Raw genomic sequence first — 24,024 nt, forward strand, 5'->3', positions numbered from 1 at the left:
ATGGGGTGAGTCGTGAATACCAGTCGCTTAAATCCGAATAAAATTCAGCGCAAGATGGGTTCAGAATTACTGATTAATGTAACCCCCTCTGAGGCGCGCGTTGCCTTAGTCGAGCACGGCGTGCTGCAAGAAGTCCATATTGAACGGCGCATGAAGCGCGGTCTGGTGGGCAATATTTACAAGGGCAAAATCAGCCGTGTGTTGCCCGGCATGCAAGCCGCCTTTGTGGATATTGGCTTAGATAAAGCCGCGTTTTTACATGCCTCCGACATTGTGCCGCACACTGAATGCGTGGCCGATGTGGAGAAGGGCCATTTTGTTGTCCGTGATATCGCCGAGCTGGTTCGCCAAGGGCAAGATATTATGGTGCAAGTGGTGAAAGACCCTCTGGGCACTAAAGGTGCGCGCCTAACCACAGATATCACACTGCCTTCCCGTTATTTGGTGTTTATGCCTGGCTCGAGCCATGTTGGGGTGTCCCAGCGGATTGAGCAGGAAGAAGAGCGCAGTCGTCTTAAAAAAATCACTCTGCCATTCGTCGATGAAGACGGCGGCTTTATTATCCGCACTGCTGCCGAGGGCGTAGGTGAGGACGAACTTGCCCAAGATGCGGCTTTTTTGCGCCGAGTATGGTCTAAGGTCTCCGAGCGGCGTCAGCGCCGTGGCGTAGCATTACTCTATCAAGATCTGGCCCTGCCGGTGCGCATTGTGCGCGACTTTGTGGGAACCGAATTAGACCGAATTCAAGTCGATTCGCGCCGCACCTTTGCCGAGCTGCAAGCCTTCGCCCAAGAGTTTATGCCGGAAATCGCCGACAAGATTGAGCACTATTCTGGCCCAGCGCCAATTTTCGATTTGTACGATGTCGAAAATGAAATCCAGCGTGCTCTGGGACGTAAGGTGGAGCTTAAATCTGGCGGTTATCTGATTATCGATCAGACTGAAGCTATGACTACGGTCGATATCAACACTGGTGCCTTTGTGGGCCACCGTAATCTTGAAGAAACCATCTTTAACACTAACCTTGAAGCCACCCAAGCGATTGCACGGCAACTGCGGCTGCGAAATCTCGGCGGCATCATCATTATCGACTTTATCGATATGCTGAGCGACGAGCATAAAACGCGGGTACTCAATAGCTTAAATAGTGCGCTCGCCAAGGACAGAGTTAAGACTAATGTCAGTGGTTTCTCTGGGTTGGGTCTAGTTGAAATGACCCGTAAGCGCACCCGCGAGAGCTTAGAGCATGTGCTATGCAGTGAGTGTCCAGCCTGTCAGGGCACGGGTAGCATGAAGACGGTAGAAACTGTTTCTTATGAAATCTTCCGCGAAATTATTCGCTTGAATCGGGCCTATGACGCCGACGAGTTTTTGCTTTACTGCTCGCCCGCTGTCTATAACAGCTTAAGTGGAGATGAAAGTCATTTGGTCGCCGAGCTTGAAGTTTATATAGGTAAGCGTATTCGCCTGCAAAATGAGCCTATGTATTCCCAGCATAAATACGACGTGGTGATGATGTAGTGGCAACGCTTTTTACTGCTAAAAAACTAAGCCGTTTTTGCTGGCAATTACTGGCACTGATCTTAGTCTTGTTTGCCTTGACGGTAAGCTTGATCCGTGGATTATTGCCTCAGGTCGATGAAGTACGCCAGCAGTTAGTTGAGTATGTAAAAAGCGAATATCAAATTGATATCCAAGTTGGCGAGTTATCCGCCCAGTGGCAGGCCTTTGGCCCAGCGGTAACGGTTGATAATCTAGTGATCCCTACGCAGGACAAGCTCCCTGTTACCGTGTTGGTGAAGCATGTCCAAATCAAATTGGATTTTTGGCAATCGCTACTGACCATCAGTCCACGCATTGAAGATGTCAATTTCGATGGTGTTCATATTGCCCTCGATATCGATAAATTATCGGGTAATAAGGCGCAGGGGAGGTCCAATCAAACGGCGCAAACCGATTGGTTGTATAAATTACTCTTAAAGCAGCTCGAGCGTTTCTCGCTGACGGATGCTTCGGTGCAACTGCTTAGCTTGCAACATGAATATCGACCCATTCATATTCGTCACCTCAATTGGCGTAATAGTGGTGAGCGCCACCGCGGCGCGGGGGAAATTTACCTCGATAACAATACCTTGGTTAAGGAATCGCTCAGCCTGCAACTCGATATTAACGGCGATGCTACAGCGCCCGAGAGTTTAACCGGACAAGTTTATCTGGCGGCTCAGTCCTTAGATTTGGGCGAATGGGCATCACGCCAACCTAATCCCTATGATCCAAGCAAAAAACTGCCCTTAGAAGGGATAGTCAATCTTAAGGCGTGGTTTGATTTTGCCCATCGAAGTTTACGTTCTGGACTCGTGCAGTTTGAGCCAAGTTGGTTGCAATGGTCGATGCAAGGTCAACCGCAAAAGTTTGAGATCCAGTCCGGTAGCATTCATTGGGAGCCAAACGCGGCAGGTTGGGAGATCAGCAGCACTCATTTGGATTTCGTCACCAATGGGGTGCATTGGCCCGAGCTGAAGTTTGCGGCCAAGCAGCAAGACGATGCTTTATATGCCTATGTTAGCCGTTTGGATTTAGACACGTTATTTCCATTGCTACCGCTTTTCCCTGGTGTCGATTTAGCCGTATTGCAGCAATGGTTTCAGCTCGCGCCCGAGGGTAGCGTCGGACCGATTCGTCTCTATCAAGCGGCAGATCAGCCTTTGCTCGCAAGCACTAGCGTTAAGCAATTCCACTGGCAGAAAGTGGAAGGAATACCCAATATCAACCCCTTGGATCTGAAGTTGCAATGGCAGGATGAAAAGTTAATTTTTTCGCTTCCCGAGCAAACTTATACCTTCGATTTTGGCGATCAATTTTCAGCACCTTTAGTGCTACATGGCGCGGCGTTAACCGGTGCCTTCGATACCCAAAGGGCAACCTTATCTGTGCCTCAGGTGCAGTTCGAAAACGACGATATTGGTCTTGCTGCTGCTCTAAAGCTGGATTTTAGCGCTGCTACCAGTATGTCCCTTGCCGCCAATGTTGAAGTCAAAAATGCCGCCAATGCGGATAAATACTTCCCGATCAAAGCCATGGGCGAGTCACTGGTTGAGTATCTGGATGGTGCGATTAAAGCGGGGCAGAGTCAAAACGCCCAAGTATTATGGCAGGGGGCATTATCGAGTTTTCCCTTTGAGGATAATAGCGGTGTGTTCCAAGCGGCATTTACCTTAAACAATGCCGAATACCAATTCCAACCAGATTGGCCCGCAGTCACTGATCTTTCCCTCGATGCCTTGTTTGAAAATGCCCGCATGGATATCTGGGTTAACCAAGGAAAGTTGATGAATGTGGTTGCCGATGGTGCCCACGTGTTTATTCCCGAGTTAGGCGAGCATTCGCTGTTAAAAATTCAGGCCGATCTTGCGACCCAAGGCAGTGCTGCGACTCAAGTGCTACAGGCTTCTCCCCTTGCCGATACTGTTGGCAAAACCTTAAAGGTTGTGCAAGTGCAGGGCGCGGTAACGGGCAGCTTAGATATTAGTATTCCCTTGTATGAGGGGGAGGCTGAGGATATCCGCGGTCAAATTAGGTTTGATAACACGCCGGTGTTTATTGCGCAGCCAGGTTTACAACTCAAGGCGGTGACGGGCACAGTGCAATTTGCCAACGAGATAGTCGAAGGCAAAGGGATTAAGTCTCGCCTGTTTGAGCAGCCCTTGGAGTTTAGTTTTGCCACTCAACCCGAAGGTAAAGATTTTGCGCTGAATGTGGATATGAAGAGTCGTTGGGATCTCAGTCGTTTACCCTTAGAGTTACAAAATCCCTTAAGTAAGTTTTACCAAGGTAAAGTCGCTTGGGGCGGTAACTTGAGCATGATATTCGACGAGCAAGGCTATCAAATTCAAGCCAATTTAGGTTCAGATCTGGTCGGTGCCACCTTAACATTACCGGGCATTTTCGCAAAACCTGCTGACGAGCCTAGGCCTTTAATGGCCGAGTTTTCTGGTGATCAGCAGACTTCAACCCTGAGGGTAAAACTCGATAAACAAGCTGAGTTTATTGGCGGCTTTGAGGCTGAAAAAGGTACGCAATTCAGTTATTTTGATCTGCTATTAGGGCGACTCTTCGAGGCTAACGAGGTGCCCAATACCGAGCTTGGACATATTAAGATTGATGTAACCAGTGGCAAGTTAGCTAATTGGTTACCCGTAATTAATGCCTTTGTTGCTTCAGATAACAAACCGACTCGCACTGGTATTTTGGTGGAAGAGGTAAATAACGCTAACTTATTCCCTTCAGTGGCTGGGATTGATGCAAATATCGGCAAGTTTGATTTATTAGGGCAAGGGCTTACAGAGTTGAGACTCAGCGCCAAACCCAATGAAAATGGTTGGCGCTTCGATGCCAAAGCTAGCGAGTTTGAAGGAACGGTAGATTTTTACCCTAATTGGTTGACGCAAGGCTTAAAAGTGACTGCCAGTAAGTTCTATTTTTCACCCAATGTGAAGCCTGAAGGTGAAGCGGATTTTGCGGCGGAGCAGGTGCTCACTAATTTGCCGCCCGTTGCGGTGAATGTAGAGGATTTTCGTTTTTTCGATAAGCCATTTGGCCAGTTAGTGGTGCAAGCAAGTCCGCAAGCCTCGGGTTACCGCATTCAGACGTTATCTTTAACCACTCCAGAGGTGTCTTTGCAGGGGAATGGGATTTGGCAACAGCAGAATGGTCAAAATCAAACCGAGTTATCCGTCAGTTTGAATGCTAGTCAGTTTAGCTATTTGAGTCACCAACTTGGGATCGATCCCGGTGTAAATGAAGCTCCATTGAAGGTGAATGCCGAGCTAGCTTGGCAAGGTGCACCCTATGCGTTTTCCCTTGAAACCTTGAATGGTAAAGTTAAATTTGAATTGGGCAAAGGCCATTTATCCCAAGTGAGCGATAAGGGCGCACGGATTTTCTCACTGTTTAGCCTCGATTCATTAGTACGTAAATTGTCCTTAGATTTCAGTGATGTATTTGGTCAAGGCATGTACTTCAATTCCTTTACCGGTAATCTGCAAATCGATAATGGTGTAGTGAAAACTACGGACACTGAAATGGATGCGATTGCAGGTAATATGAAGGTGCGCGGCTATACGGATCTCACCAGCGAAAGCTTAAACTATGATATTCGCTTTGTGCCGCAACTGGCCTCAAGTGTGCCAACTGTGGTGCTGCTCAGTACCAGTGCGTGGACGCTCGGGCTTGGGGCGTTTGCCTTAACCAAAGTGTTAGAGCCTGTGATTGAGGTGATCTCTGAGATCCGTTTCCGAGTAACGGGCACTATGTCTGAGCCTGTGGTAGAGGAACTGGAACGTAAGAGTAAAGAGATTGAAATCCCCGAGTCGATTCTGCCTATGGTGGGGGGCGAATTGCCAGCGCTAACTGAGGGTGCAGAGCCTAAGACCGATGCGGCGCCCGTCAAGAATAGCGCCCCGACTAAGACAGACGCTACGCCGCCCGTCGAGCCTGAAAAAAACAATGGGCAGCCTGCGCCAGATGCTGATAAACCTAAAGAGGAACCGGCAAAAGCGGTCGAGGAAGAAGGGTTGCCCCAAGCGCCGATGCTCCCTAAGGTAGAGCCTTTAGAGCCATCCCAAGTCGAACCCGAACAGCCTAAGCCTTTGAGCCCCAAGGTGGCATTGTCGATAAACACAATTCAAGGAGATAGTCATGCGCATCAGCCTGTTGCAATGTCAGAGCAGTCGCGACGTCAGCGCGAATCTGTTGTTTATCGAATCGCAGCTTGAGGAATTAACCCGTGAGCGCCTGCAATGGGACAAAAATGCCCCGCATTTAGTGGTGCTGCCAGAATGCAGCTTGCTGTTTGGTGGTCATGAGAGTCAACAACTCGCCTATGCGGGTGATAGCCATCTTAGCCCGTTAAAATCCGCCTTAAGTGCCTTAGCCGCCCGTTACTCTGTGTATATGGTGGCGGGAACCATCCCCGCGCTGGCGGAGGATGGGCGCGTCTACAGCCGCTGTTATCTGTTTGATGATAAAGGTGATACCTTCGGGCAATACGATAAACTGCATCTGTTTGATGTGGATGTTGCTGACGGCACTAAGCAATACCGCGAGAGTGAAACCTTCTGCCCCGGCAATCATATCAGTGTCATCGACACCCCTTTTGGCAAAATTGGCTTGACCATCTGTTATGATTTACGCTTTCCGGACTTATTTAGGGCGCTGCGCCTTGCGGGAGCCGAGATTATTACCGTGCCTTCGGCCTTTACTAAGGTCACGGGAGAAGCCCATTGGCAGGTGTTATTACAGGCCAGAGCCATTGAAACTCAATGCTTTATTTTGGCTGCAGCCCAATGGGGCGCCCATAACGAAGGTAGTCGTGAGACCTGGGGGCAGAGCATGGTGATAGGCCCTTGGGGCGAGGTAATTGCCGAGCAGAAAACCGGTACAGGTTGGGTGCATGCCGATATCGATGTGGCCGAGGTGCACAGCATCCGCAGTAAAATGCCCGTGACGCAACATAATCGTTTTACTGCACCGAACCTTAAACCTTGAACAGATTAAGCCTTCAACAGATTTAGATGAAATAGACTCACAGCGAATTTAAGTTATTTAAAAATGAGTGATTTGCCAATTTTAGCCAAGCTTTCAGAGAGAACCGCGATGCCTTTTTTAGCACAAGTAGAGCAAAGTTTATTAAAGGGTGGCTTAGCCCTAGATGGGTTACAAAGTTATTTAAACACCATACATCAACATAAAGTCGATTTTTCCGATCTCTATTTCCAAGGCAGTCGCCACGAATCTTGGGTGCTCGAAGATGGCATTATTAAAGATGGTAGCTTCCATATCGAACGTGGTGTCGGTGTGCGTGCTATCAGCGGCGAGAAAACCGGTTTTGCCTATGCCGATGATATTACGCCAGCGGCCTTAAGCGCTGCGGCCGAGGCGGCGCGCGGTATTGCAGGGGCGGGTGAGCAGGCCAAGGTTCAGGCATTTAAGCGCCAGCAAGCTTTGGCACTGTACGATAGTCTCGACCCTATCGCCGCCATGGAGGAAGTGAAAAAAATCAACCTGCTGAAAGAGGCCGATGCTTATGTTCGTAGCCTCGATAGCCGCATTATTCAAGTGGTGATTAGCCTTGCTGGTGTGCACGAAGAAATCTTGGTCGCTGCTAGCGATGGCACCTTGGCTGCCGATATTCGTCCCTTAGTGCGCTTTAATTGCAGCGTGATTTTAGAAGAACATGGCAAGCGTGAACGTGGCAGTGCCGGTGGCGGTGGGCGTCACGATTACAGCGTGTTTATGGTAAATGATGAAACCAGTTTGCCGATGTGCTTTGCCTTTGCCCGTGAAGCGGTGCGTCAGGCACAAGTTAACCTCAATGCCATCGATGCGCCCGCCGGAGAAATGCCCGTGGTGCTCGGTAATGGTTGGCCAGGCGTGTTATTGCATGAGGCTGTAGGCCATGGTCTGGAAGGTGACTTTAACCGCAAGGGCAGCAGCGCCTTTAGTGGCATGGTTGGCCAGCAAGTGGCGTCGAAACTCGTGACTGTGGTGGACGATGGCACGCTTGCGAATCGTCGTGGCTCATTGAGCATCGACGATGAAGGCGTACAAACCCAGAGAACCGTGTTAATTGAAGACGGTATTCTTAAAGGTTACATACAAGATAAATTAAATGCGCGCCTTATGGGTGTAGCACCAACGGGTAATGGTCGCCGTGAATCCTATGCGCATCTGCCGATGCCGCGGATGACCAACACTTATATGACGGCGGGCGAGTCTGATCCGAGTGAGATCATCAAGTCGGTGAAGAAGGGCATCTATGCGCCTAACTTTGGTGGTGGTCAGGTCGATATCACCTCAGGCAAGTTTGTGTTCTCGGCCTCTGAAGCCTATCTGATTGAAAATGGTGAAGTGACTCAAGCAATTAAGGGCGCTACCCTGATTGGTAATGGCCCAGAAGCCATGAGCCAGATTTCCATGGTGGGTAACGACATGGCCCTAGATAAGGGCGTTGGTGTGTGTGGTAAAGATGGCCAAAGCGTGCCTGTGGGTGTCGGTCAACCGACCCTTAAGCTCGATAAGCTGACCGTAGGCGGTACGGCATAACCCGCTTGTTTACTGTCTAGGCAGCACTTAAGGCGGTGGGTTCTAGCCGCCTTCCATGATGGATGTTATCATTTGCAAAGGAAATTAGAGTAACTACTCTAGAGGTGTTAATGAAACTATCACGTTTGGCATGGCTGTGTTTATTGCCTTTGCCCTCGCTATTGCCGTTAGCGGCTAGTGCCCAGCCCAGCAGCTTTACTGAGGCTTGGCAGCAAGTGCTTAAGGTGAGCGATAAACTCCAGGCTCAATCCCAAGAGGTGAATCGCGCCAAGGGCGAGCAAGAGGCGGGCGAAAGTTTAAATCTGCCGTCCCTCAGTCTGAATGGCAGTTATACCCACCTCGAAAAACCAATTGAATTAGATTTAAGGGATCTCAATCCCCTAGCCTCGGGTTCATTGCCATTACCTCCTGAATTAGGTGGCATATTGGCGAGTATTCCGGGTTCATTATTTGTCACGCCCTTTACCGAGCAAGATATTTTTCGCGCCAGCTTACAGGCGATGTGGCCGATTTATACCGGCGGCCAGATCACTGCGGCTCAAGGCATTCATGCCGCCATGGTGGCCGAGAAACAACAGGAATTACAGTTAGCAACCCGCGACTTATTCACTCAGTTGGTTGATCGTTATTATGCCGTCGATGTGACTCAATCCCTCGTCAGCACCCAAACCGAGCTGGTGGCCTCCTTAACTAAGCACGTTGACCATGCGCTGGCGCTGGAGCGCGAAGGGCAAATCGCTAAGGTCGAGCGCCTCAATGCTCAAGTTGCCTTAGACAACGCTAAGGTCAATTTAGGCAGCGCCCGCCGCCAACATGAAATGGCCGTTATCGCCCTATCGCGTATGTTGCAACGAAGTGATGTCAGTACTAACTCGCCGCTATTTGTGCTGCCACAGGCGCCGTCATTGGGGGACTTGACCCAAATGACCTTAAATCAACACCCGGCGCTTAAGCTACTTGAGGCTAAAGAGGCGCAGGCGAATGGTTTGGTTTCCTTAGAGAAAGGTAAATATCACCCGACTGTGTTTCTCTTTGGTAATTACACCTTATACGAAGATGACAGCTTGTTTTCTAAGGTAGAACCGGACTGGATGGTCGGTGTCGGTGTAAAAGTGCCCTTGCTGAGCCGCGATGGCCGCAGCGGTAAAGTGGAAGCGGCTAAGAGTGCCTTGCTGCAAGCCCGTTACACTAAGGCGCAGACCCGCCAAGACTTAAGTTTGCTGCTCGACCAAAGTTACCGCCAGTTATTACAGGCCGAAGAAGAGTTCAAGGCCCTGAATACCTCACTCGAACTAGCCACTGAGAACCTGCGTTTAAGGGAAATCGCCTTTAATCAAGGGCTTTCAACGTCTATCGATAGGGTCGATGCCGAATTAAAACTGAGCGCCGTTAAAACCCAGCAGCTCGGTGCCAGTTATCGCTATGTGCAAGCCTATGCCAGATTAATGGCCATCAGTGGTCAATTAGATGAATTTATTGGTCGCAGTGCCACAGGCACTCAATCGCAGGAGACTATCAATGCGCGCTAACAGAATTCTTGCTCTCACGGCGTTGGTCGCATTAGGCCTTATTTTAGCCTATGGGCTCAAACTGGCTTATAGCCCAAAGCCGAGTGTGTTGCAGGGGCAGATTGAAGCCCGCGAATATAACGTATCCTCTAAGGTGCCAGGGCGGGTCGAGCAAGTGCTTGTGCGCCGTGGCGATAGTGTCAATGAAGGTGATTTGTTATTTGCTATCCACAGCCCTGAGCTAGATGCCAAGTTGATGCAGGCCGAAGGTGGCCGTGATGCCGCTAAAGCCTTGCAACAAGAGGCAAATAATGGTGCCCGTAGCCAAGAAGTGATGGCAGCTAAAGAGCAATGGCTTAAGGCGCAAGCGGCGGCAACACTGGCAAAAACTACCTATACCCGCGTCGAAAACTTATTTGCCGAAGGTGTTGCTGCAAGGCAAAAACGCGATGAAGCCTTTACCCAGTGGCAAGCGGCAAAATACACAGAACAAGCGGCGTTAGCCATGTATCAAATGGCTGAAGAAGGCGCGCGGGTCGAAACCAAAGCCGCTGCGGCCGGGAATGTGCGTATGGCCGAAGGCGCGGTGAAAGAAGTCAGTGCCATTATGGCTGATAGCCAAATGCGTGCGCCTAAATCTGGGGAAATTAGCGAAGTATTATTGCAAGCAGGTGAACTGGCGCCGAGTGGTTTCCCTGTGGTGAGTCTGATTGATATGCAGGACGCTTGGGCGGTATTCCAAGTACGTGAAGATCAACTAAAGCGTTTTAAAAAGGGCGATAAACTGCAATTAACACTGCCAGCGCTGGATAAAACGGTAGAGTTTACTGTCTCCCATATCAGTGTGATGGGGGATTTTGCGACTTGGCGTTCGACCGAAAGCGGCCACGATTTTGATATGCGCACCTTTGAGGTTGAATTACGCCCAACGGCGCCAATTGCTGATCTGCGCGTCGGTATGTCTGTGTTGCTCAGTGCAGAGTAACGACTGTGACCAAGTTACCGAGCGAGCCTAAGCCATTGAGCGAGCATGGCACTGCAGCTGATGCGACAGAGTCTGCCTCCGTAGGCTTTATGGCGCTGCTCGTGACATTAGTGCGCCGCGAGCTTAGGGCGTTATGGCGCGATCCTTGGCAACTGGCTTTAATCAGTTATATTCCGCTGCTAGGGATTTTGTGCCTGTGGTGGTTATTTAGTGCGGGTTTACCGCGGCAGTTACCCGTGGCGATTGTTGACCAAGACCATAGTCAACTTAGCCGGATGTTGACCCGTCAACTCAAAGCCAATCCTGTGACCGATCCCCAGAGTTTTACCGATCTCTCCTCGGCCGTCGAGGCCATGCAGCAGGCACAGGTCTATGCGGTGGTAGTTTTCCCCTATGATATGAAAAAGGATTTGCTTACCGGCCATACACCCACTATCGATGTGCGCTACAACAGCCAGTTTTTGTTGGTGGGTAAACTGCTGTCGAGCCAGATTCAACTGAGTTTAGGTGATGGGCTTTTACAGGTGGCAGGCCTTAAGCAACTGATGACGGGCACGCCAAAATCACAAGTGGCGGTGAATTTAAGCCCGGTCAAAAGCCAGACCACGGCATTGTTTAATCGTAACAATAACTATATTGGCTTTTTAGTGCCGCCGGTATTGGTAGCCCTTTGGCAGTTGTTATCTATGCTGGTGATGGCTAACAGCTTAAATCGCGAGTTACACCTTAATGCCGCGCAGTCAGAGGAGGGGATCTCCAATCAATTGACCGAGCATTTTTGGCCTAAGGTGTTGGCTAAGATCCTGTTGTTTACCCCTATCTTGATGTTACAGGGTGGGTTTATCCTCACTTGGTTGTATTTGTATCTGGCCCTGCCTTTTGCGGGTAGTATAGCGCTGCTGCTGTTTGCCCAGTTGATCATGCTGTTGGCGGTTTGGAGTTTGGTGTTACTGGTGTTTGTGCTGATGCGTGATAGCGCGCGGGTCATCAGTTTTTGTACCGCATTATTCGCACCAGCCTTTGCCTTTATGGGGATCACTTTCCCTACCCACGAAATGCCACAACTTGCCCAGTGGTGGCGGCTCATTATGCCATCGAGCCATTATATTGAATCCCATGTGAGTGTGGTCAGTTACGGTGCTACTTGGTCAACGATGGCGCAGCAATTGAGTAGTTATTGGGGATTTATTTGCCTGCTCCCCGTGATTTATGCCTTGGCGAGCAAACTACTGCCGATAACGGTAACCCCCAATTCGGTAGCGGCTGACACCGATACATCTCTATCAGTGAAGGGGCAATAACATGAATTTATGGCAGTTAGTGCTCACTGAATTAAAGGCGATTGTTAGCGATAAGGCTATCGCTGTGACCCTATTTGGCGGTGTGCTGTTTTATTCGGTGCTCTATCCCTTGCCTTATTTGCACCAAGTCCCCACAGAACAACAACTTATCGTGGTGGATTTAGACCATTCCTCCCTGAGTCGTCAACTTATTCGCCATGCGGATGCCAGTGCAAAAATCCAAGTGATAGGCCAAGTCGGCTCTATCTCCGAGGCGAAACGCTTTATCGAAACCGGTAAGGCGCACGGTTTATTGGTGATCCCCGAAGGATTTCGCCGCGATTTGTTGCTCGGTAAGGGCGTAACCTTAAGCTACGGCGGTGATGCCAGTTACTTCTTGATTTACTCTGCTGTGGCCGAAGGTCTTGTCAGTGCGGGGATGGATGCCGGTAAACAAATTCAATGGATTGGCATGCTCGCCCAGGGGAAAAATCCTAAAGAGGCCGAGCAGAACCTCAACTCGCTGCACTTAAATAGTGTTCCTGCGTTTAACCCAAGCCTAGGTTATACACCTTATGTCGTCCCGGGATTATTTTTACTGATCCTGCATCAAACACTGCTGATCGGTACTGGCATTTTAGGTGCAGGCCAGTGGCGTCATCAGGGTTATTGGCAGCAGGTGTCGCCACTGCAATTGGTTTGCGGTCGAATTTTAGCCTTTATGCTGATTTATACCCTGTTTACCAGCTTTTATGTGGGCTATTGCTACCACTGGTATAACGTCAGTATTCAAGCGCGCTTTGGCCTGGTCGCACTGTGGCTATTACCGTTTTTACTGGCGACGGCGGCGGCTGGAGTTGCAATGAGCACCTTGTTTACCCGCCGCGATTTGCCTACTCAAGTATTGCTATTAATTTCAATGCCAATTTTGTTTGTCTCCGGCTTTGTCTGGCCGATTGCCTTAATCCCTGAGCCGCTTGTGCTGGGCTCGCAGATGATCCCTGCCGTTCCGGCCATTATGGGCATGTTAGAACTCAATCAAATGGGCGCTAGCTGGGCGAGCGTGTTACCAAAGTGGTTACAGCTTTGGGGATTATTTGCGGCATTTTTTGGCCTTGCCATTTTAGGGATTAAACGCCGAGCAAATGTATTACAAACATCGATATAGGCTTTAGATTCGCTCGTTTCTTGCCTGTGTTGAGTTATTCTTCTACAGATATTGTTGCCATTGTTAGGGCGTGTTGACGTTTCAGGGTTATTTTTGCAGCTTTATGCAAGGCAACGTCCGTGCAGTGTAGTTATTCTACATAAACGGATGATCACGCTGCAGAAAAGCCAGCCAAATGCTGCCCGAAGGGTTCGTCTGGCAAGCCCTTGCTCTTACTTTCTGTCGTAAGAGCTGCTCGTCATTTGAGTAGAATAACGACACATCATTCCTCGTTTCGCGAGCACGTGCTTGCCAGAACGAACAAAATCTAATCTCGAAACGTCAACACGCCCTAATCTAGGACACATAAAAGGCACTTAATGTGCTTATTGGGTTGTCTTCTACCCTGTTTTGGGCGAAAATGCGCGCCGAAAAAATAACCGAGGTATTCATTGCCTCGGTTATTTTCTTTTTGAATATATGGGTTTTAAACCAATAGAGGCCGGTAAACATCCGGAAATGATACGAGGTTCGCTTGAACCTACTTTACTGAGGACAATTCAATGGGGCTGTTGTTTACCGGATTTTCGGTCATTGCCGTCAATCAAGATGTTGCGTTAGTCATTCCACCGACGGCACTCGGAGGTGGTATATGAGCCAACAAAAACCGGGCTTAAAGCAAAGCCTTAATCTATGGCAAGTGGTTGTGATGGGGCTCGCTTACCTCACGCCTATGGCCGTGTTTGACACCTTCGGAATTGTCTCTGAGATCACCTCTGGCCACGTGGCCACCTCTTACTTGCTCGCATTAGCGGGTATCCTGTTTACCGCTTTTAGCTACGGTCATTTAGTGCGTAAATATCCCTATGCGGGGTCGGCTTATACCTATGCCCAAAAAACCTTTAGTCCAAATGTCGGTTTTATGGTGGGTTGGTCATCGCTACTCGATTACATGTTTATGCCGATGATCAACATGCTATTGGCCAAAATCTACCTTACTGCCATGTTCCCCAACGTGGAGCCTTGGATTTTCATCTTTGGTTTAGTCACCGTCATGACGGTACTCAACCTGAGAGGCATTGATTTAGTTGCGAATTTTAATGGCGTTATCGTATTTGCTCAGATAGCCATTATCTTAGTCTTCATCGGTTTAATGGCCCATAGCTTGTCCCTTGGCGAAGGTGAAGGGGTGATTGCCAGCGTGCGTCCATTCTATTCGGAGCAGATAACCTTAGCGCCGCTCTTTACTGGCGCGACCATTCTGTGTTTCTCCTTCTTAGGCTTTGATGGCTTAAGTTCATTGAGTGAAGAAACCAAGGACGCTAAGCGAGTGATCCCCCGCGCCATTGTACTGACAGCGCTGATTGGCGGGGTGATTTTTGTGAGCGTGTCCTATTTCTTACAACTCTATTTCCCTGATATTTCTCGCTTCCAGCAGTTAGACGCTGTGCTGCCTGAGATTGCCCTGTATGTGGGTGGTAATTTATTCCAGTCTATCGTGCTGGTGGCGACAACGATTGCGGTGCTAGCATCGGGCATGGCGGCTCATGCGGGGGTGGCGCGCATCCTCTATGTGATGGGGCGCGACAATATGCTGCCCAATAAAGGTTTTGGTTATGTTCACCCTAAATGGCGTACTCCGGCATTTAACGTGATTCTGGTGGGGTTACTGGCGCTTTCGGCGGTGTCATTTGATTTAGAAATGGCCTTGGCTTTGGTCAATTTCGGCGCCTTAGTGGCTTTTACCTTCGTTAACCTGTCGGTGATAGTGCAGTTTTATATTAAAGAAAAACGTAATCAATCCCTTAAGGAACATTTGCAGTATTTTATCTTGCCCCTGTGTGGTGCGGCGACCATTGGCGTGCTGTGGATAAACCTCGAGCCTCAGTCCTTAGAACTTGGCTTAATTTGGGGAGCTGTAGGGATGTTGTATTTGGCGCTGCGCAGCCTACGTTTGCGCAAAGCGGTAGAGTTGCAGAGTTAACTAAGGTATTGACTCATAAAGTAACAGCACTGAGGCATGCTAATGTCGTTTGCTTAAGAGTGAACGACATTTTTTTACGCCGACTGGAGACGCCATGTTGTTCGTTTGCAAAACTCGTGGATAAAATTTTCCCAGTTTTGTTGACCCATAGAAAGCAAGGTTAGAGACATTAACTTTTGCTAAATCGCGCCTAGCGCCTAAGGCAATATTCCGAAGTGCGGGGATTGGGGCGTGTTGACTTTCAGGGTTATTTTGCAGCCATATGCTGGCCAAGAGGGTGTTCTGGCAAGCTCTTACTCTTACTTTTAATCATAAGAGCCGCCCGTCATTTGAGTTGAATAACGGTGTGTTATCCCTCGCTTCGCGAGCTAGAGCTTGCTTGAACAGTAAAATGTAATCTCAAAAACTCAACACGCTAGTCTTGGATTTCGCTGCGTAAATATTTAAACAGCTCTTTTGAGGATTTAGACTCAGGACCTTTTGCCAGCTCTTTGGTTGCTTGGCGCACTAAGGTACGCAGTTTTTGTCTGTCCAACTGTGGGTAATGTTCCACTAAGGTTTGGATTTCACCGTCGCCTTGGGTGAGTAAACGCTCACGCATTTTCTCGAACATTTGCAACTTGGCGGTTTCGTTGCTGTTTTTGTTAAGCACGACCGCGAGCGACGCCTTGATAGGTTCAATATCGACGTTACGCATCAGCTTGCCGATATACTGCATATGGCGGCGATAGGCTTCGGTCTTTGGCTTAATCTTATGAGCTTGCTGAATGCTGTCGTACAAGTGCTCGTCCAGCTCGATTTTATCTAGCTGGGTTTTGCTGAGTGAGACCAGTTCCATACCGACTTTTTGAGCCGCTTCGCAGTCACGCTTATCCTCAGTTTTACTGACATAATCGTCGTTACTGTCATAGGGCTGTTTAAAATGTTCTGAATCACCAACAATCTTCATATAGATAAAACCTCAGTTAAATAACGCGCTAATAATAACATCTCCCGCCAAAATTCGCCTAGTTAAAGCGCGATTCAATCAGTAAAGCGCGCAATAAATAATGAGAATGGGATAGGTGTTTGTTATGCTAGCGCCATTGCCTATAACGAAAGAGTTGCTTTGTGTCTTTGAACAGAATCGATAGTGAATTGACCGCGCTGAAAGATGCGGTTGCTGTGGCCCTCGAATATGCGAATAAATTAGGGACAAATGCCGCTGAAGTGGCGATCAGTAAACAACAGGGATTATCGGTTTCAACCCGTTTAAAGGAAGTTGAAACGGTAGAGTTTAATAAAGATGGCGCCCTCGGTATTACGGTTTATCGCGATGGTTGCAAGGGCAGTTCATCTACCTCAGATCTCAGTCCTGAAGCCATTGCTCTTGCGGTTAAAGCGGCAGATGATATCGCCCGTTACACCTCGGCCGACCCGTTTAGCGGTTTAGCCGATAAAGCCTTAATGGCGACTGAGATCCGCGATCTTAAACTCTATTATCCTGAAGATATTTCCCCCGACGAATTAGCCCAATTGGCCATTCGCGCCGAAACCGCGGCGCTCGATGCCGATCCGCGCATCAATAACTCTGATGGCGCCAGCGCAAACGCCCATACGTCGGTTAAGGTTTACGGTAATAGCCACGGCTTCTTAAATGGCTATTGCAGCTCGCGCTATAGCTTAAGTTGCAGCGTGATCGGTGAAGACAGTGACGGCAATATGCAGCGGGATTACGATTACACTATCGCCCGTAAATTCAATGAGATGCTTTCACCTGAATCGGTGGGGCTAAAAACCGCCGAGAAAACCGTGAGCCGTTTAGGGGCACGTAAGATTGCCACCACCCGTTTGCCAATATTACTGGCGCCAGAGATTGCGACTGGCTTAATCGGCCATTTGATTGGTGCCATCAGTGGCGGTAGTTTGTATCGTAAATCAAGTTTCTTACTCGATGCCATTCACACCCAAATTTTCCCTGACTGGTTCAGCATTGAAGAGCAGCCGCATCTATTAGGCGCACTCGCCAGTGCCAACTACGATAGCGAAGGCGTGGCGACCCAAGATAGACGCATTATCGACAGTGGCATATTAGAAACCTATTTACTAACCAGTTATTCGGCGCGCAAATTGAGCCTACCTAATACAGGTCATGCAGGCGGGATTTACAACTGGACCCTAGCGCACACTGGCCAAAGTTTTGATGAGTTAGTCAAAGGCATGGGCACGGGCTTGATTGTCACAGAAGTGATGGGCCAAGGCGTGAATATGGTAACGGGGGATTATTCCCGCGGCGCTGCCGGTTTTTATGTCGAAAATGGTGAAATCCAGTTCCCCGTTGAAGAAATTACCATTGCTGGCAATCTTAAGGATATGTTCCGTGGGATTCAGGCGGTCAGTAAGGACTTCGATTTACGTTCATCTATCCGCACCGGCGGGATCTTATTATCCGAGATGAAGGTTGCGGGTAACTAGCCATCGGCATATAACGGTTCAGTCAATTGAAACACAAAAGGGCAAATGCAGCTGCATTTGCCCTTTTTGATTTAACTGACCCGCCCTAAATAGCATTGCCACTTGTTAGCGGCGGTGCTCATTAGAATTTGTAGCTGGCACTTAATTCAAATGAGCGACCCGAGCCTGCAACTTGGCTAAAGCCACCCGTGCTATCAGCCTTAAACTCGGCAAGGTTGACACCACCCAGCGGTAGTTCGTAGTAAGTATCAAACAGGTTGTTGATTGCAAAGGTTAAACTCAGCTCTTGCCATTTAACACTACTGCTTAAATTTAACAGCGAATAGCTGTCGGTCTCATTTTCTAAACGGCGCTCATCGACTTTATCCTTAGTCGCTACCCATTGCCATGATAGGCGGTTTTCCCAATCACCCAGTTGATGGCTAAGGGCTAACTCGGTATGTAGCGGTTTGATTTGATAAAGTGGCTCATTACCCTCATCACGCTCGCCGCGGGTGATATCGAGCTTACCCTGCATCTGCCATTTACCGCTGTCGGTATTGGCTAATAGGTAGACCGCACTAAACTTAGCGCCATATAAATTGGCATCTTCGTTGGTGAATTTAAGGATATTGCGTTTACCACTGGCAAGGCCAGTACGGTTAAAGCTGCCAATCACCTCGGCATCAATATAGTCTGTCACCGCGCTATACCAAGCCGTGGTAGAGAATTGCCATTCATCGCCATTAAACTTGTAGGCCGCGCTCAGAGTATGCGCCGTTTCGGGCTTAAGATCGGGGTTGCCGACATAGCCGTTACCGTCGCCATACCAGCCAATCATAGTGGTTGCCATCACGCCGCGGCCCCAGCTGTAACGCTCGTACAGGTTTGGTGCGCGGTTTTTACGGGCTAAGCCAAATTCCAATTGTTGTTTGGCCGACAATTGATAGCGTGCCAGCAATGTCGCATCAATAAGGTTATCGTCACGGCTTCTATCCATGGCATTAAAGGCTTTTGCCGCCTCGGCATCCACATTGGGCATGCCCATCATGGGCATATTGCTGTAAGCCTGCACTTCGCCCGTATCTGTGGTGACATATTCATAACGCACCCCAGCAGACAACCACCAGAGTGGCGTGAGGTTTTGCTGCCACTCGCCATAAACTGCGGCGCGGCGGCGTTCACCGTCATTGATATTGATATAGTCATTGGGTGCCATCATAGTGCCGGGCACAGCTGGCCAAGTATCATCGAGTTGATAGTTATAAAATTCCTGACCGACGAGTAGCGTGCTGTTATCGCCCATGGGTAGGCGCCAATGCAGTTGGTAGCTGTAATCGCTACCCTCTGTATTCATTGGCATCTTGCCGGTTTTTTCTGGGGTGAAGAAGCCCATTTCATGCTTCACACTGTGCCAGTTTAACTGGGCACTAAACTCGCCGTCGTTGTCTAAATCCCGCAGATAGCGGACTAGGGCACCGTAGCTCTTGTTATCCGTCATATCCATGTATTGGTTAGGAAAACCTTGGAATGGAATTGCCTGGTGCGTTAGCTTGATCGCCAGTTGTTGTGTGTCATCGCGCCATGCCGCTGTTAACGCATGGTTTTGGGCGCGATAGAGGGTATCGAGTACTTTATCGCCGTGACCATCGTGGTAGCTATTGGCGTCTTCATAGGCGCCTTGATAGCTGAAACTTAAGTCCTTACTGGCAATCCCTGCCTTAGCGCCGAGTAGGAATGCATCGCTGGTGCTGCGGTATCCCGATGAGATTTCACCGCTTTCAAAGCTGAGGTTTTCGCTGTCGTTAAACTTTGGATTGAGGCTATTAACCTTAATCACTCCGGCGATATTGTCACCGCCCGCACTGACAGGGGACACGCCCGCGACCACTTCTACCGAGCTGATTTGGTTAGCGGAAACGTAGGAAAGTGGTGGGTTCATTTGGTTGGCACAGGAGGCGGTGATATCCGCACCATCGACTAACACTTTAATGCGATCGCCCATCATGCCATTAAGCACGGGCAAGGCGGAAACGCCGCCCGCTTCGGAAAAATCCACGCCTTGGTCTTTTAGCAAAGCATCGGCCGAGCCTAAGGCATTACGGCCAATACTCTGTTCGCCATGGACTTGAATACGTTCAATTTGAGCCTGATTTGTCTCGTCAGCCATGGCCTGTGAGGCAACTGAAGCGCCTAATGCTAAGGTTAGCGCGCTGGCGATTGCGGAGCATTTAAAGCCGTGGGGGATAGTTGAAGCGTTTGCAGCCATCTTATTGTCTTCCATTCACTTAGATAAATTGCGCTGCATTATAAAGATCATCTAAGTGTGACAAGTGCGGCATATTGTCGCAGAGCTTATAAAGATAAAGCTGAAATAGCGGCCTGAAGTTCTCGCTAGCGCCAAGATGAGGATAAGCTAGCGCCAAGGTGAGGATATCAAGCGGCGCGGTTTAACACGCCCTTGGATTAACTGAAGTGATTGAAGTAGATACGCTGGGTTTCCCCCTCTGCATCCATGGCGGCGAGTGCTTTGGCAAATTCATAGGCCTTTGAATCTTCAGCGAGTACGCTTGGGCTGTTATTCGGACTTAAGGGAAGATCGGCGCGATAGTTAGGGTTATGTTGCCCACGAAAATGGCGGCTTTTTTTCGAAAATCCCAGATACATAGCTTGAGGTTGCTGGCAGCAATTAGGGTGTAGCTTAAATTGGCTTGTATCTCGATTTTTAAGGTAATAACTGATGGTTGCTTGATCGTAGATAAAAAAGTCCCCTTGGCCACTAATAAACCTCAGATCTGGTTAAGCCAGCACTAAATTAGAGCTATCTAACAGTTCAAGCTCCTGAGCTGTTAGATTTAACGATGGCTTTTCTTCTTTTAAACAATATGCAATCAATCCACCAAGTAGATTGAGCATGAACCCATGCTCGCTGCGGTGTCTTGAGTGTTCAATATAGGAAATGTTCTTCAATTGGTCATTCACTGTTTCAATGATGAATCGCTTTTTTAAGATTGCTCTATCCCATAGAGAAATAAACTTTTTCTTCATGTTCTTACGAACTGTGGTGATTAACTCAACGCCCTTTTCCAAAAGCTCACCTGTTAGGGCTTGGCTAATATAGCCTTTATCACCATAAAGCTTACCAAAAAGAGACTCAGCCATTTCACTGACAGGTTGCCTGTCATCGACATTACCTTTCGTCAGTTTTAACGCTACAATTTCACCCAAGTGATTGATAATAAGATGCAGTTTAAATCCAAACGACCAGCCCATAGTTCCCTTTCCATGTTCGGCAATGCCTTCAAAAACCTTATTTCGCTTCGCTCGAATAATATGACAGACTTCAATTTTAGTGGAGTCGACAAACTGAATTCCCGTTGGCTTTCCAAGCTTTGAAGTCAGATAGCTACACATAGGGACAACGACGCTAGGCATTAATGCAAGGAAACGAGTGTAGCTCAACAACTCTGGAAAATAGGGTTTTAGCTGGCGACAAACATAGTGCAGATAATAATTTTTGAAATCTCGGTAATGTGATTGATGGAAATGAATGATAATGGTCATCACTTCTGCGGGAGAAAGGCGACAAGGTCTATTACGCTTCATTTCACCATTATCAAGCAATAAGCGTTGCCAATGTGGGATAAATAACTGACAGAAATCATCGACATCACAGTAAGTTTCAACTAGTTTGTTCATGCTCGTTCCTTTTTCTAATCACTCTTGGTCGAATGATCGGATCAGGGAACGAGCATTTAGTTCCTTTTGGGAGCTAAATTCTTATCCGAAGCTCAGGTTAATAAGGTAATCTAAGGCCTTAGGCACATTGAGTTCAGGCGGTTTACGGACCGACATGGTTTGGGATATACCATTAAAGTCGTAGCTGCCCGGGGCAATTAATAGCGTCATACCGCTCTGTGATAACTGCTCTAATGAACCAACATTTGCCGCACCCGCTCGGCTAATTCCAATAATGCGCTCCGACAGACCATTAGGAATAAAATAGGTAAATTGGGCACGTTCTTCACTAAAATGCAGCCCAGGATAAAAATCGATATTTCCGAGTTTGAGATCCCGCAGAATACGCAGTTTAGGTGCTCGAATTACCCGTAATTTACATCCCACTCTTTCGGCCGCGACTTGGTAAATATCGTAGTAAAACCCTTGGTTATTAGGTTCCTGTTCGATAAAGGGACGGCGTTCACTGGTGCGATAGCCCATGCTAATAACACACTCAGAGCTTGAAAAAGCCTGCGCTAGGCTGGGGGATAGGATGAATAATAGGCAAAGTAGGCTCAGTAATGGCCGATAAATCACTGCAAACGGCAAAATTAATCACTCCCTATCCTGTGATTACAAAGGGTAATCGTATCGCTAAATAGCGACTTAAAATGAAGGCTTGTTAGCCTAATGTATTATTTTTGTTGGATTAATCTATCATACTTTTTGATAATAAAAAGAGCGATTCTTTGCGGTTTTGCACAAACTCTGTACATCTTTTTAGATTGGTTTATAGTGTCGGCGCTGGTCGAGAATGATTAACTTGGCCCTTGACCAATATAGGATGAATTGAGGATTAATTGAGGAGTCATTATGACTAAGATAAATGTGGCAAAAGTAACAGCCCAGAGTGTGCAAGAGCATGAAAATGGTCGCGGCACAATTACAGACAATGCACTTAAGGCGCTGGTGACCAGTCCGTTATTTCGGATGCGTACCGAAAAGCCGAAAAAGGGCAAAGGGTCTTACAACCGTAAAGCAGCAAACCGAAAGGGGTATCAGCACAGGGGCGATACCCCTTTCGACTTTATGGGGATGATGTTTTAACGTTTTTGCCGCGTTAATCCTGCTCATTTAATCCCTGCTAGACTCCTCCCTCACATTGCCTTGCGATTTCCTTTTCAATCCCTTTTGTCGCACTATCTAGCCTTCAACTATTGAGAGTTAACCTTCACTTATTGAGAGAATTAGCCAGATTTTGGCCATAAAAAAACGAGCCACAATTGAGACTGTGACTCGTCTTATTAAAGCTTGAATGATTTGAAGGCTTAAGCCTCGACTTCATCCTCTGCATCGGCATCCACTAACTCGGCCCACAGATCGTGCTCGTCCGAGTGAGTGATCACCGCGCGGACTAACATGCCGGGTTCGAGTTCAGTTTCACCGTTGATAAATACCATGCCGTCGATTTCAGGGGCATCTGCGAAGCTACGGCCAATCGCGCCTTCTTCGTCTACGTCATCGATCAGAATATCCATAGTACGGCCAACGAAACGGGCTAAACGCTCAGCGCTGATCTCGGCTTGGACTTCCATAAATCTGTGGTATCTGTCTTCCTTCACGTCTTCACTAATAAGTTCAGCGATGGTGTTGGCGACAGCGCCTTCCACTTCTGAGTACTTGAAACAGCCTACGCGGTCGAGGCGCGCTTCACGCAGGAAGTCGAGCAGCATTTCGAAGTCTTCTTCGGTTTCGCCAGGGAAGCCCACGATAAAGGTTGAGCGGATCACCAAATCTGGGCAGATTTCGCGCCAGCGTTGGATGGCTTCTAATTGACGGTCAACACGGCCTGGGCGTTTCATCATCTTCAGAATGCGTGGGCTGGCGTGCTGCATTGGAATGTCTAAGTAAGGCAGAATTAAACCTTCGGCCATCAATGGGATCAGATCGTCAACCCATGGGTATGGGTAGATGTAGTGTAAGCGTACCCATGCGCCCATCTTGCCCAGTTGGCGAGCAAGGCTGGTGATGTCTTGCTTAACTGGCATACCGTTCCAAAAATCGGTGCGGCCGCCCTTGTCTTTACCATAGGCAGAGGTGTCTTGGCTCACCACAAGGATTTCTTGTACGCCAGCTTCAACTAAACGTTTGGCTTCATCTAATACGCTACCCGCTGGACGGCTATCTAAATCGCCACGCAGTGCTGGGATGATGCAGAAGGTACAACGGTTGTCGCAACCTTCTGAAATTTTTAAGTAAGCGTAATGCTTAGGCGTTAACTTAACCCCAGTTTGTGGGATTAACGAGGTAAATGGGTTGTGCTCTGGTTTTGGCACGTACTTGTGAACGTGCTTTAACACGGCTTCGTAGCTGTGTGGGCCAGTGATTTCGAGCACATCTGGGTGCACTTCACGGATTTGGTTTTCTTTAGCGCCTAAACAGCCCGTTACGATTACTTTGCCGTTTTCTTCTAAGGCTTCGCGCACCGCATCTAAGGATTCTTCAACCGCCGCGTCGATAAAACCACAGGTGTTAACGATTACCAGATCGGCATTGTCGTAGCTGTTGGTGACTTCATAGCCGTCGATGCGTAACTGGGTCAGAATGCGCTCTGAGTCCACGAGGTTTTTTGGACAACCTAAAGACACAAAACCGATGCGATTGCCTGTGGCAGCATTGCCCGTATTAACAGAGTCAGCACTGGCGGCTTCCAATGTTTTGGCAGGGGTCTCAAGCGTGGTAGTTTGCTTAGGATGAAAAGTTTCAACTGTCATGGTGTCTCGCTGATGCTGATAAAAGAGCGCCGTAAAAAGAGCGCGGATTATACCTGAAGTGATTAAAAGGTACAGTGTCTTTGGGTGAAA

At 48.5% G+C, this 24,024-nt stretch carries 15 protein-coding genes and 2 pseudogenes; 11 read left to right on the forward strand and 6 right to left on the reverse strand.

Features of this window, described 5'->3' with window-relative positions:
- Nucleotides 1–54 precede the first annotated feature (54 nt).
- The 9 genes from rng (at nucleotide 55) to CEQ32_RS19330 (ending at nucleotide 15,007) form a co-directional block, all read left to right on the forward strand.
- Complete coding sequence (gene rng / locus CEQ32_RS19285) at nucleotides 55–1,521, forward strand: ribonuclease G (protein ID WP_051714234.1); 1,467 nt, start codon at nucleotides 55–57, stop codon at nucleotides 1,519–1,521.
- Nucleotides 1,521–5,774, forward strand: a complete 4,254-nt coding sequence (locus tag CEQ32_RS19290) for a YhdP family protein (RefSeq protein ID WP_088586624.1) — start codon at nucleotides 1,521–1,523, stop codon at nucleotides 5,772–5,774. Before rng ends, CEQ32_RS19290 begins: the two co-directional genes overlap by 1 nt.
- Nucleotides 5,698–6,546, forward strand: a complete 849-nt coding sequence (locus tag CEQ32_RS19295) for a carbon-nitrogen hydrolase family protein (protein ID WP_088586625.1) — start codon at nucleotides 5,698–5,700, stop codon at nucleotides 6,544–6,546. The genes CEQ32_RS19290 and CEQ32_RS19295 overlap by 77 nt, the downstream gene beginning before the upstream one ends.
- A gap of 108 nt (nucleotides 6,547–6,654) precedes the next feature.
- Nucleotides 6,655–8,103 (forward strand): metalloprotease TldD, encoded by a 1,449-nt coding sequence (tldD, locus tag CEQ32_RS19300; RefSeq protein WP_088587014.1) that lies wholly within the window; start codon nucleotides 6,655–6,657, stop codon nucleotides 8,101–8,103.
- Between the two features lie 110 nt (nucleotides 8,104–8,213).
- Complete coding sequence (locus CEQ32_RS19305; protein WP_088586626.1) at nucleotides 8,214–9,632, forward strand: TolC family protein; 1,419 nt, start codon at nucleotides 8,214–8,216, stop codon at nucleotides 9,630–9,632.
- Nucleotides 9,622–10,596, forward strand: coding sequence for an HlyD family secretion protein (locus CEQ32_RS19310; protein WP_088586627.1), 975 nt, complete (start codon nucleotides 9,622–9,624; stop codon nucleotides 10,594–10,596). The genes CEQ32_RS19305 and CEQ32_RS19310 overlap by 11 nt, the downstream gene beginning before the upstream one ends.
- Before the next feature lie 89 nt (nucleotides 10,597–10,685).
- Nucleotides 10,686–11,897 carry an ABC transporter permease gene (locus CEQ32_RS19315; RefSeq protein WP_192959173.1) on the forward strand — a complete coding sequence of 404 codons (1,212 nt, stop codon included), beginning with the start codon at nucleotides 10,686–10,688 and terminating at the stop codon, nucleotides 11,895–11,897.
- A gap of 1 nt (nucleotide 11,898) precedes the next feature.
- A complete protein-coding gene (locus CEQ32_RS19320) occupies nucleotides 11,899–13,044 on the forward strand; it encodes an ABC transporter permease (RefSeq protein WP_088586629.1) in 1,146 nt (381 codons plus the stop codon).
- A 631-nt stretch (nucleotides 13,045–13,675) separates the two neighbouring features.
- Complete coding sequence (locus tag CEQ32_RS19330) at nucleotides 13,676–15,007, forward strand: APC family permease (RefSeq protein WP_037422470.1); 1,332 nt, start codon at nucleotides 13,676–13,678, stop codon at nucleotides 15,005–15,007.
- Nucleotides 15,008–15,422: 415 nt separating this feature from the next.
- On the opposite strand, the gene yjgA is transcribed toward CEQ32_RS19330, so the two are convergent.
- Nucleotides 15,423–15,956 carry a ribosome biogenesis factor YjgA gene (gene yjgA, locus CEQ32_RS19335; RefSeq protein WP_037422477.1) on the reverse strand — a complete coding sequence of 178 codons (534 nt, stop codon included), beginning with the start codon at nucleotides 15,954–15,956 and terminating at the stop codon, nucleotides 15,423–15,425.
- Nucleotides 15,957–16,117: 161 nt separating this feature from the next.
- On the opposite strand from yjgA, the gene pmbA reads away from it, so the two are divergent.
- Entirely contained in the window at nucleotides 16,118–17,461 is a 1,344-nt protein-coding gene (pmbA, locus tag CEQ32_RS19340; RefSeq protein WP_037422479.1) for a metalloprotease PmbA, read from the forward strand.
- A gap of 121 nt (nucleotides 17,462–17,582) precedes the next feature.
- Here the strand turns inward: pmbA and CEQ32_RS19345 are convergent, their stop codons facing one another.
- The 4 genes and pseudogenes from CEQ32_RS19345 to CEQ32_RS19360 all read right to left on the reverse strand — a co-directional run.
- Entirely contained in the window at nucleotides 17,583–19,724 is a 2,142-nt protein-coding gene (locus tag CEQ32_RS19345) for a TonB-dependent receptor domain-containing protein (protein WP_192959133.1), read from the reverse strand.
- A gap of 182 nt (nucleotides 19,725–19,906) precedes the next feature.
- Nucleotides 19,907–20,224, reverse strand: a pseudogene (locus CEQ32_RS19350) (amino acid ABC transporter); the annotation flags it as partial.
- A gap of 15 nt (nucleotides 20,225–20,239) precedes the next feature.
- Nucleotides 20,240–21,139 carry an IS982 family transposase gene (locus CEQ32_RS19355; RefSeq protein ID WP_088585327.1) on the reverse strand — a complete coding sequence of 300 codons (900 nt, stop codon included), beginning with the start codon at nucleotides 21,137–21,139 and terminating at the stop codon, nucleotides 20,240–20,242.
- A 96-nt stretch (nucleotides 21,140–21,235) separates the two neighbouring features.
- Nucleotides 21,236–21,769 (reverse strand): annotated as a pseudogene (locus CEQ32_RS19360) (amino acid ABC transporter); the annotation flags it as partial.
- 264 nt (nucleotides 21,770–22,033) lie between these two features.
- Here CEQ32_RS19360 and CEQ32_RS19365 point away from each other — a divergent pair.
- A complete protein-coding gene (locus CEQ32_RS19365; protein WP_088586631.1) occupies nucleotides 22,034–22,267 on the forward strand; it encodes a ribosome alternative rescue factor ArfA in 234 nt (77 codons plus the stop codon).
- A gap of 221 nt (nucleotides 22,268–22,488) precedes the next feature.
- Here CEQ32_RS19365 and rimO read toward each other — a convergent pair whose 3' ends face one another.
- Nucleotides 22,489–23,934, reverse strand: a complete 1,446-nt coding sequence (rimO, locus tag CEQ32_RS19370; RefSeq protein WP_088586632.1) for a 30S ribosomal protein S12 methylthiotransferase RimO — start codon at nucleotides 23,932–23,934, stop codon at nucleotides 22,489–22,491.
- Between the last annotated feature and the right edge of the window lie 90 nt (nucleotides 23,935–24,024).

The organism is Shewanella sp. FDAARGOS_354 (genome assembly GCF_002209245.2).
Lineage (GTDB): Bacteria > Pseudomonadota > Gammaproteobacteria > Enterobacterales > Shewanellaceae > Shewanella > Shewanella xiamenensis.